Origin of the sequence: Streptomyces sp. NPDC057424 (genome assembly GCF_042803315.1) — a bacterium.
Taxonomy (GTDB): domain Bacteria; phylum Actinomycetota; class Actinomycetes; order Streptomycetales; family Streptomycetaceae; genus Streptomyces.
Map to the genome: position 1 here is coordinate 103,806 of NZ_JBHVCP010000021.1, position 10,260 is coordinate 114,065.

The window sequence follows — 10,260 nt, forward strand, 5'->3', positions numbered from 1 at the left end:
ACTCCTTCGGGCACGGCTCATCCGAACGTGGGGCGTCTCACACCGCAGCCCGGCGTCTCCTTGTGTGCCGACAAGTGCGAAGATGGGGCTCGGCAGGACAGGGCCCCACCGAAGGGCCGAAGAACGAGCGGCCGGACACCAGCCGCCTGCCGGTCACTGAAGACCGGCTCACGGCGCACATGCATGGAGGACGTGACGTGGCGAACGACGCCAGCACCGTTTTCGACCTAGTGATCCTCGGCGGTGGCAGCGGTGGTTACGCCGCGGCCCTGCGCGGGGCGCAGCTGGGCCTGGACGTCGCCCTGATCGAGAAGGACAAGGTCGGCGGCACCTGCCTGCACCGGGGATGCATCCCCACCAAGGCCCTGCTGCACGCGGGCGAGATCGCCGACCAGGCCCGCGAGAGCGAGCAGTTCGGTGTGAAGGCCTCCTTCGAGGGCATCGACATCGCCGGGGTCCACAAGTACAAGGACGGCGTGATCGCCGGCCTGTACAAGGGCCTGCAGGGGCTCGTCGCCTCCCGGAAGGTGACGTACATCGAGGGTGAGGGACGACTGTCCTCCCCCACGTCCGTCGACGTGAACGGCCGTCGTGTCGAGGGCCGCCACGTCCTGCTCGCGACCGGCTCGGTGCCGAAGTCGCTGCCCGGCCTGGAGATCGACGGCAACCGGATCATCTCCTCCGACCACGCCCTCGTCCTGGACCGCGTGCCCAAGTCCGCGATCATCCTGGGCGGCGGTGTCATCGGCGTCGAGTTCGCATCCGCGTGGAAGTCCTTCGGCACCGAGGTCACGATCGTCGAGGGCCTGAAGCACCTCGTCCCGGTCGAGGACGAGAACTCCTCCAAGCTGCTGGAGCGCTCGTTCCGCAAGCGCGGCATCAAGTTCAACCTGGGCACCTTCTTCCAGAAGGCCGAGTACACCCAGGACGGCGTCAAGGTCACCCTCGCCGACGGCAAGGAGTTCGAGGCCGAGGTCCTGCTGGTCGCCATCGGCCGCGGCCCGGTCTCCCAGGGCCTGGGCTACGAGGAGCAGGGCGTCGCCATGGACCGCGGCTACGTCCTGGTCGACGAGTACATGCGCACGAACGTGCCGACCGTCTCCGCCGTCGGTGACCTCGTCCCGACTCTCCAGCTCGCGCACGTCGGCTTCGCCGAGGGCATCCTGGTGGCGGAGCGCCTGGCCGGTCTGAAGACCGTTCCGATCGACTACGACGGTGTCCCGCGGGTGACGTACTGCCACCCCGAGGTCGCCTCCGTGGGCATCACCGAGGCCAAGGCCAAGGAGATCTACGGCGCGGACAAGGTCGTCGCTCTGAAGTACAACCTCGCGGGCAACGGCAGGAGCAAGATCCTGGGCACCGCGGGCGAGATCAAGCTCGTCCAGGTCAAGGACGGTGCCGTCGTCGGCGTCCACATGGTCGGCGACCGCATGGGCGAGCAGGTCGGCGAAGCCCAGCTGATCTACAACTGGGAGGCGCTGCCCGCCGAGGTCGCGCAGCTCATCCACGCTCACCCCACCCAGAGCGAGGCGCTCGGCGAGGCCCACCTGGCCCTGGCCGGCAAGCCCCTCCACGCGCACGACTGACCCCTCGGTCGACGAACGCGACGACACAGACTTCCGCACTTTCCGTAAGGAGCAACCGAAACCATGGCGGTTTCCGTAACCCTTCCGGCGCTCGGCGAGAGCGTCACCGAGGGCACTGTCACCCGTTGGCTGAAGGCCGAGGGTGAGCGCGTCGAGGCCGACGAGCCGCTGCTCGAGGTCTCCACCGACAAGGTCGACACCGAGATCCCCTCCCCCGCCTCCGGCGTGCTGTCCTCCATCAAGGTCGCCGAGGACGAGACGGTCGAGGTCGGCGCCGAGCTGGCCCTGATCGACGACGGCAGCGGCGCGCCCGCCGCCGCCCCGGCCCCCGCCGCGGAGCAGGTCGCCGAGCCGGCCCCCGAGCCGGCCCCGGCCGCCCCGTCCACCGAGCAGGCCGCCCCGGCGCCCGCTCCCTCCGCCGACACCGCTGCCGGCGGCGGCTCCGCCGAGGGCACGGACGTGGTCCTGCCCGCGCTCGGCGAGTCCGTCACCGAGGGCACCGTCACCCGCTGGCTGAAGTCGGTCGGTGACAGCGTCGAGGCCGACGAGCCGCTGCTCGAGGTCTCCACCGACAAGGTCGACACCGAGATCCCGGCGCCCACCTCGGGCACCCTGCTGGAGATCGTGGTCGGCGAGGACGAGACCGCCGAGGTCGGCGCCAAGCTGGCCGTCATCGGCGAGGCGGGTGCCGCTCCGGCCGCCGCCCCGGCGCAGGAGGCCCCGGCCGCCCCGGCGCAGCCCGAGCCGGCCCCGGCCCCGGCTCCGGAGCAGGCCGCCCCGGCCCCGCAGGCTCCGTCGGCTCCGGCCCCGCAGCAGCAGACCGCCCCGGCTCCCGAGCCGGCTCCGTCCGCTCCCGCGCCGGCCCCGGCTCCGGCCCAGGCCCCGGCCGCTCCGGCCGCCGCCAAGCCGGCCGACGACGGTGCCTACGTCACCCCGCTGGTGCGCAAGCTCGCCGCCGAGAACGGCGTCGACCTGGCCGGCGTCAAGGGCACCGGTGTCGGCGGCCGTATCCGCAAGCAGGACGTCGTCGCCGCCGCCGAGGCCGCGAAGGCCGCAACCGCCGCTCCGGCTCCGGCCGCCGCTCCGTCGGCCGCGAAGAAGGCCCCGGTGCTGGAGGCGTCCCCGCTGCGCGGTCAGACCATCAAGATGCCGCGGATCCGCAAGGTCATCGGCGACAACATGGTCAAGGCCCTGCACGAGCAGGCTCAGCTGTCCTCGGTCGTCGAGGTCGACGTCACGCGTCTGATGAAGCTGCGCGCCCGTGCCAAGGACGCGTTCGCGTCGCGTGAGGGCGTCAAGCTCTCCCCGATGCCGTTCTTCGTCAAGGCCGCGGCCCAGGCGCTGAAGGCGCACGCACCGATCAACGCCAAGATCAACGAGGCCGAGGGGACCATCACCTACTTCGACACCGAGAACGTCGGTATCGCGGTGGACTCCGAGAAGGGCCTGATGACCCCGGTCATCAAGAACGCCGGGGACCTCAACCTCGCCGGCATCGCCAAGGCCACGGCCGATCTGGCGGGCAAGGTCCGCGCCAACAAGATCACCCCGGACGAGCTGTCCGGCGCGACCTTCACCATCTCCAACACCGGGTCGCGCGGCGCGCTCTTCGACACGATCATCGTGCCGCCGGGCCAGGTCGCGATCCTCGGCATCGGTGCGACGGTCAAGCGCCCCGCCGTCATCGAGACGGAGGAGGGCACGGTCATCGGCGTCCGCGACATGACGTACCTGACCCTGTCCTACGACCACCGCCTGGTGGACGGCGCCGACGCCGCCCGTTACCTGACGGCGGTCAAGGCCATCCTGGAGGCGGGCGAGTTCGAGGTCGAGCTGGGCCTCTGACCTTCCTTCACGGCTGAGCGGTGCCCCTGTCCGGAGATCTCCGGGCGGGGGCATTGTGCTGGAGGCGCGGGGAAACCGCGCGACAGGCCACGAACGGCCCGCAGCCGCCCACAGAGGCATCCGACCGAGCTCCACGGCGTGCCGGAAACACCGTGTGCGCCTCGTCTCACCTGCGCGACAGCACCCACGTCGGCCTCACCCGCGGAGCGAACCGGCCGTATTGTCTAAACGTCAATCCCGACTGAGGAGCCCTCATGACCGCGCCCGTCATCCACTCGCTCCGCGAGCAGATCCGCGAGCACATCCTGGAAGGGATCATCAGCGGACGCTGGCAGCCGGGTGAGCGGATCGTCGAGCGCCGGATCGCCACCGAGCTGGAGGTCAGCCAGACCCCGGTCCGCGAGGCCCTGCGCGAGCTGGAGTCCCTGCGCCTGATCGAGTCCGCTCCGAACAAGGGCGTGCGTGTCCGCAACCTCACGGCCGCCGACCTGGAGGAGAGCTACCCGGTTCGGGCCGGCCTGGAGGCCATCGCCGCGGAACTCGCCGCCCAGGGCCTCGCGGACGACTGCTCGGCCCTGGAACCGCACGTCAGCGCCCTGTACGAGGCCGACCGCAGCTCCGACGGCACGGCCCAGGTCCGCCACACCGTCGCCTTCCACCGCGAACTGGTCCGCGCCGCGGGCAACTCCGTCCTGTTGCACACCTGGGAAGGCCTCGGCATCGAGGTGTTCACGGCTCTGTCGATCCGCTGGCTGGGCACCCAGCAGCAGTCGTACGCGGAGGAGCACGAGGAGCTCGTCGCCGCGTTCAAGCGCCGCGACCCCCGGATCGCAGAACTGGTGAAGGCGCACGTCCTGGGCTGCGCGCCCCGGGCGTGACACCCGAGCACACCCCCGCTCAAACGCCTCCGACCTGCGAAAACCCCGCACAGAACCGTCACCGCGTGCCACTGCCGGAGGCACCCCGTGCCTATTTTCTCGTGATCAAGAGGTTTTGCCCCTCAACCCTTTGATCGATCATCGATCAGCGAGTTACAGTCGCCGACGGGCTTGCCACCCAAGCTCCGCGCCCTGTCCTGCCAAAGACAAAGGGCACCCCCGAACCCTTACCGATGAGGGAACCCCCTTCGACTGAGGAAGGCGGCGACATGACCGACCCCAACGCCATCCAGCCGAGCGAGCTCGACCAGCTCCCCGACCGGGACCCGGAGGAGACCGCCGAATGGCAGGCCTCCCTGGACGCGGTCACCCAGGCTGCCGGGCCGCACCGTGCCGCATACCTGATGCGCCGCACGCTGGAGCGCGCCGAGGGCGCCGGCATCGCGCTGCCGAAGCTCCTCGAGACCGACTACGTCAACTCCATCCCCACCGCCGCCGAGCCGGCCGTGCCCGGTGACGAGGCGATGGAGCAGCGGATCACCGCGTGGAACCGCTGGAACGCGGCCGCGATGGTGACCCGGGGCAGCAAGTACGGTGTCGGCGGCCACATCGCCACCTTCGCCTCCGCCGCCTGGCTGTACGAGACCGGCTTCAACCACTTCTTCAAAGGCAAAGAGGCCGACGGCTCAGGCGACCAGCTCTACATCCAGGGCCACGCCTCCCCCGGCATCTACGCCCGCGCGTTCCTCGACGGCCGTCTGAACGAGGAGCAGCTCGACAACTTCCGCCGCGAGTCGGGCGGCAACGGCCTGCCCTCCTACCCGCACCCGCGCCGCCTGCCCTGGCTGTGGGAGTTCCCGACGGTGTCGATGGGCCTCGGCCCGCTCTCCGCCATCTACCAGGCGCGCTTCAACCGCTATCTCACCAACCGCGGCATCAAGGACACCTCCGCCTCGCACGTGTGGGCGTTCCTCGGCGACGGCGAGATGGACGAGCCCGAGTCGACGGCGGCCCTCGCGCTGGCGGCCCGTGAGGAGCTGGACAACCTCACGTTCGTCATCAACTGCAACCTGCAGCGACTCGACGGCCCGGTCCGCGCCAACTTCAAGATCGTGCAGGAGCTGGAGGCCCAGTTCCGCGGCGCCGGCTGGAACGTGATCAAGACGCTGTGGGGCACGGCCTGGGACGAGCTGTTCCAGCTGGACACCACGGGCGCGCTCGTACGCCGCCTGCGCCAGGTACCGGACGCGCAGATCCAGACGTACCAGACCCGCGACGCGGCCTACATCCGCCAGGACTTCTTCGGCGCCGACCCGACGCTGGCGGAGATGGCGAAGCTGCTGAGCGACGACAAGATCCTCGAGTGCTTCCACCTCTCGCGCGGTGGACACGAGGCCCGCAAGGTGTACGCCGCCTACCGTGCGGCCGTCGAGCACAAGGGCGCGCCGACCGTGATCCTGGCCCAGACGGTCAAGGGCCACACCCTCGGCGAGGGCTTCGCGTCGAAGAACGCCAACCACCAGATGAAGAAACTGACGGTGGACGAGTTCAAGAACATGCGCGACCTGCTCGGCCTGCCGATCAAGGACAGCGACTTCGTCGACGGCGTGGTCCCCTACGGCCACCCGGGCGCCGACTCCCCCGAGGTGCGTTACCTCCAGGAGCGGCGTGCCGCCCTCGGCGGTCCGGCCCCGGCCCGCCGCGTCCACCCCGTCGCCCCGCTGCCCGCCCCGGCGGAGAAGGCGTTCGCGTCCTTCGACAAGGGCTCCGGCTCGCAGAACGTGGCCACCACCATGGCGTTCGTCCGCCTGGTCAAGGACCTGGTCCGCGACAAGGAGAGCGGCAAGCGCTGGGTGCCGATCGTCCCGGACGAGGCGCGCACCTTCGGTATGGAGTCGCTGTTCCCCTCGCTCGGCATCTACTCGCCGAAGGGCCAGACGTACGAGCCGGTCGACCGCGACCAGCTGATGTACTACAAGGAGGCCCGGAACGGCCAGATCCTCAACGAGGGGATCACCGAGGCCGGTTCGATGGCCGACTTCATCGCCGCGTCGACGTCGTACGCGACGCACGGCGAGACGATGATCCCGTTCTACATCTTCTACTCGATGTTCGGCTGGCAGCGCACGGCCGACCAGATGTGGCAGCTCGGCGACCAGCTCGGCCGCGGCTTCCTCGTCGGCGCGACGGCCGGCCGTACGACGCTGACCGGTGAGGGCCTCCAGCACGCCGACGGCCACTCCCCCGTCATCGCCGCGACGAACCCGGCGGCGCTGACGTACGACCCGGCGTTCGCGTACGAGGTCGCGGCCATCGTCAAGGACGGTCTGCGCCGGATGTACGGCGAGGCGGCCCCGGGCGAGGACCAGGACGTCTTCTACTACCTGACCGTCTACAACGAGCCGCTGCCGCAGCCCGCGAAGCCGTCCGTCGACGGGATCGACGAGGGCATCGTCAAGGGCCTGTACCGCTTCAACACGGCGGAGTCGGCGGGCATCACGCCTCCGTCCCCCAAGCTCTCGGCTTCGCTCGAGCAGGGCGGTACCCCCATCGCCCCGCGGATCCAGCTGATCGGCTCCGGTACGGCGATCCACTGGGCGCTCAAGGCGCAGCAGCTGCTCGCCGAGGAGTGGGACGTGGCGGCCGACGTCTGGTCGGCGACCTCGTGGAGCGAGCTGCGCCGGGACGCCCTGGAGGCGGACGAGGCACTGCTGCGCGGCGAGGAGCGGGTGCCGTTCGTCCGGCAGGCGCTCCAGGGCGCCGAGGGCCCGGTGCTGGCGGTCTCCGACTACATGCGCCAGGTCCCGGACCAGATCGCGCAGTGGGTCGAGCAGGACTGGTCCTCGCTGGGTGCCGACGGCTTCGGCCTCTCGGACACCCGTGAGGCGGCCCGCCGTCACTTCGGTGTGGACGCCGAGTCGATCGTCGTCGCGGCCCTGGCCCAGCTCGCCAAGCGCGGCGAGGTGAAGGCCACGGCCGTGAAGGAAGCGCGCGAGAAGTACGGTCTGTAGGACGACGAAGCGGTCGCCGGCCTCCCGTGATCCGGGAGCCGGCGACCGCTTGCGTGGTACCGCCTGGACTGCTACTCGGCGTGCGGGATCTTCGCCTCCTCGGCGGTCGGTCCCGGGTCGGGATGGCCGCGGAGCCGGATGATGGCCAGCCCCAGGCCTCCCCAGACGATGAGGATCGCGATGATCATCATGATGACGGCGCCGCCGGACATCAGCGGTCCTCCTTTCCATGCCGCTTGCGGTGGGCCTCGGCCTCGTCGGGGGACTCCATGTCCAGGTCGCTCAGCCCGCCCTCGGCCGCCTTCCACGGGATCAGGGAGAGCAGCACGCCGACCAGCAGCGCCGCGATCGCCACGCTCCAGCCCGCTCCCAGCAGGAAGTCGGTGGAGTAGCCCTCGTAGTTCTCGTCGAACTCGGAGCGCAAGCTGTCGATCATCATCCAGCCCAGCACCACCGGGGTGATGATGCCGAGGCAGATGCGCCACCAGTGGCCGAGCCGCACGGCGGAGGTGGCGTCGGCGTCCCGTTGCAGTTCGGGCAGCTTGCGCATGAACCAGGCCACCGCGATCACGCCGACCAGCGCGGCCATCGCGATGCCGTACTGGTTGATGAAGTGGTCGGAGGCGTCGAGCAGGAAGACGCCCTCGTTGGTCGGAAACAGCAGGATGGAGGCCACCGCCACGGCGCCGCCCACGCCGAACACGGCGGGGATGCGGTGCATGCCGGTGCGGTCCTGCACCGCGGAGACCACCACCTGGACGATCGAGATCAGCGAGGACAGACCCGCGATCACCAGGGACACGAAGAACAGCACGCCGAAGGCGCCGCCCAGCCACATCTCGGAGATGATCGTCGGGAAGGCGACGAACGCCAGTCCGAGCCCTGCGGTCGCCACGTCGCCGACCGGCACCCCCGCGGCCTGCGCCATGAAGCCCAGCGTGGCGAACACGCCGATGCCGGCGAGGATCTCGAAGGAACTGTTGGCGAACCCGGCGACCAGGGCGGAGCCGGTGAGGTCGGCGCGGCGCCGCAGGTAGGACGCGTAGGTGACCATGATGCCGAAGCCGATCGACAGGGAGAAGAAGATCTGGCCGTAGGCGGCCACCCAGACGCTGCCGTTGGTCAGCTCCGACCAGTCGGGGCGGAAGAAGGCGTCCAGCCCCTGCGCCGCACCGTCCAGGGTGAGGGCCCGGATCACCAGGGCGACGAAGAAGACCACCAGCAGCGGGATGAAGATCTTGTTGGCCTTCTCGATGCCGCGCCGGATACCGAACGCCAGGATGCCCAGCACCACCACCCAGACGGCGATGAGCGGCCACAGCACCCCGGAGACGTAGCCGGAGACGAAGCCCGGCTCCTCGGACGCCTTGAGGAAGCTGCCGAAGAGGAAGCCCTCCGGGTCGTCGCCCCAGGCCTGGTCGGCGGAGAAGCCGATGTAACGCACCGCCCAGGCGATGATGACCGCGTAGTACGTGGCGATCACGAAGGAGATCGCCACCTGCCACCACCCGAGGACCTCCGCCGGGCGGGCCATCTGCCGCAGCGCCGCCGGGGGCGAGGTCCGGTATCTGCGCCCGATCGCGTATTCCATGATGAGCAGCGGGATACCGGCGGTGAGCAGCGCGATGAGATAGGGGAAGAGGAAGGCGCCGCCGCCGTTCTCGTAGGCGACGGCCGGAAAGCGCCAGATGTTGCCGAGCCCGATGGCGGAGCCGATCGCCGCCAGCAGGAAGCCCGTGCGTGTGGCCCATTGTTCGCGAGGCTGTTTCGTCATGTGTGTCCTCGTCGAGGGACGTCCCGATTGATCAACCGAACCTCTGCACGTTGAACTCCGACCGACGCTAACAGCGGTGACGGCGAGATCACACGATGTGTACACCCAGGCAGGTGGCGCGCCCGGCACAATGGCGGTCATGCGCGCTGCCCGGCTGATCAAGATGGTGCTGCTGCTCCAGTCCAGGCCCTCCATGACGGCCGCCGAGCTCGCCCGTGAGCTGGAGGTGTCGGAGCGGACGGTCACACGGGACGCGCAGGCGCTGTCGGAGGCGGGCGTGCCGGTGTACGCGGACCGTGGCCGGGCCGGTGGCTACCGGCTGGTCGGCGGCTACCGGACGCGGCTGACCGGGCTGCACCGCGGCGAGGCCGAGGCGCTGTTCCTGTCCGGCGTGCCGGGGGCGCTGCGCGAGATGGGCCTGGAGGACGCCGCCTCGGCCGCTCAGCTGAAGGTGTCGGCGGCGCTGCTGCCCTCCCTGCGGGACGCGTCAAGAACGGCCGCCCAGCGGTTCCATCTGGACGCGCCGAACTGGTTCAAGGAGCCGAAGACGCCCGCACTGCTGCCGGCGGTCGCCGACGCGGTGTGGGACGACCGGCGGGTCAGCGCCCGCTACCGGCGCGGGGAGGACGAGGTCGTCCGGGAGCTGGAGCCGTACGGGCTCGTGCTGAAGGCGGGCGTCTGGTACCTGTGCGCCCGGGTGGCCCGGGGCGGGTCCTTCCGGGTGTACCGGATCGACCGGTTCACGACGGTGGACGCGGACGGTGAACGCTTCGAGCGGGAGCCTGACTTCGACCTGCCCGCGTTCTGGGAGGAGCGAGCGGAGCAGTTCGCGCGGTCCATCCTGCGGGCGCGGGTCGTGGTGCGCCTGTCCCCCGACGGCGTGCGCGGACTGCCGTACGCCCTGGACTCGCTGACCGTTCGGGAGGCCTTGGCGGCCGCGGGCGACCCGGACGAGGGCGGCTGGGTGACGGTGGCCCTGCCGGTGGAGTCCGAGGAGGTCGCCCACACCCAGCTGGCGGCACTGGGCCCGGAGGTGGAGGTGCTGGAGCCGCAGAGCCTGCGCGCGCGGTTCGCCGCGGACGCGGCGCGGCTGGCCCGGCTCTACCGGCCCTAGGTGTATTGATCACGAGCGTTGTTAACGCGGGGTCGGACTTGATCATGGCGAA

At 70.4% G+C, this 10,260-nt stretch carries 7 protein-coding genes; 5 read left to right on the top strand and 2 right to left on the bottom strand.

Annotated elements, in window-relative coordinates; translation table 11 throughout:
* The first annotated feature begins 197 nt into the window (after positions 1-197).
* The 4 genes from lpdA (at position 198) to aceE (ending at position 7,320) form a co-directional block, all read left to right on the top strand.
* A complete protein-coding gene (gene lpdA / locus ACFU3E_RS19045) occupies positions 198-1,586 on the top strand; it encodes a dihydrolipoyl dehydrogenase (protein ID WP_384159114.1) in 1,389 nt (462 codons plus the stop codon).
* Positions 1,587-1,649: 63 nt separating this feature from the next.
* Positions 1,650-3,431 carry a 2-oxoglutarate dehydrogenase, E2 component, dihydrolipoamide succinyltransferase gene (sucB, locus tag ACFU3E_RS19050; protein ID WP_384159117.1) on the top strand — a complete coding sequence of 594 codons (1,782 nt, stop codon included), beginning with the start codon at positions 1,650-1,652 and terminating at the stop codon, positions 3,429-3,431.
* 254 nt (positions 3,432-3,685) lie between these two features.
* A complete protein-coding gene (locus tag ACFU3E_RS19055; RefSeq protein ID WP_384159120.1) occupies positions 3,686-4,309 on the top strand; it encodes a GntR family transcriptional regulator in 624 nt (207 codons plus the stop codon).
* 269 nt (positions 4,310-4,578) lie between these two features.
* Complete coding sequence (aceE, locus tag ACFU3E_RS19060) at positions 4,579-7,320, top strand: pyruvate dehydrogenase (acetyl-transferring), homodimeric type (protein ID WP_384159123.1); 2,742 nt, start codon at positions 4,579-4,581, stop codon at positions 7,318-7,320.
* 71 nt (positions 7,321-7,391) lie between these two features.
* Here the strand turns inward: aceE and ACFU3E_RS19065 are convergent, their stop codons facing one another.
* Both ACFU3E_RS19065 and ACFU3E_RS19070 read right to left on the bottom strand, forming a co-directional pair.
* Positions 7,392-7,532, bottom strand: coding sequence for a methionine/alanine import family NSS transporter small subunit (locus tag ACFU3E_RS19065; protein WP_384159126.1), 141 nt, complete (start codon positions 7,530-7,532; stop codon positions 7,392-7,394).
* Entirely contained in the window at positions 7,532-9,094 is a 1,563-nt protein-coding gene (locus ACFU3E_RS19070; RefSeq protein ID WP_384159129.1) for a sodium-dependent transporter, read from the bottom strand. The genes ACFU3E_RS19065 and ACFU3E_RS19070 overlap by 1 nt, the downstream gene beginning before the upstream one ends.
* 139 nt (positions 9,095-9,233) lie before the next feature.
* On the opposite strand from ACFU3E_RS19070, the gene ACFU3E_RS19075 reads away from it, so the two are divergent.
* On the top strand, positions 9,234-10,208 hold the full coding sequence (locus ACFU3E_RS19075; RefSeq protein WP_384159132.1) for a helix-turn-helix transcriptional regulator: 975 nt from the start codon (positions 9,234-9,236) through the stop codon (positions 10,206-10,208).
* The last annotated feature ends 52 nt before the right edge of the window (positions 10,209-10,260 follow it).

What these genes read in the sequence shown, in the direction of transcription:
- ACFU3E_RS19065 (WP_384159126.1), bottom strand. Translation starts at nt 7,532, where the DNA reads ATGTCCGGCGGCGCCGTCATCATGATGATCATCGCGATCCTCATCGTC.
- aceE (WP_384159123.1), top strand. Translation starts at nt 4,579, where the DNA reads ATGACCGACCCCAACGCCATCCAGCCGAGCGAGCTCGACCAGCTCCCC.
- sucB (WP_384159117.1), top strand. Translation starts at nt 1,650, where the DNA reads ATGGCGGTTTCCGTAACCCTTCCGGCGCTCGGCGAGAGCGTCACCGAG.
- ACFU3E_RS19055 (WP_384159120.1), top strand. Translation starts at nt 3,686, where the DNA reads ATGACCGCGCCCGTCATCCACTCGCTCCGCGAGCAGATCCGCGAGCAC.
- ACFU3E_RS19075 (WP_384159132.1), top strand. Translation starts at nt 9,234, where the DNA reads ATGCGCGCTGCCCGGCTGATCAAGATGGTGCTGCTGCTCCAGTCCAGG.
- ACFU3E_RS19070 (WP_384159129.1), bottom strand. Translation starts at nt 9,094, where the DNA reads ATGACGAAACAGCCTCGCGAACAATGGGCCACACGCACGGGCTTCCTG.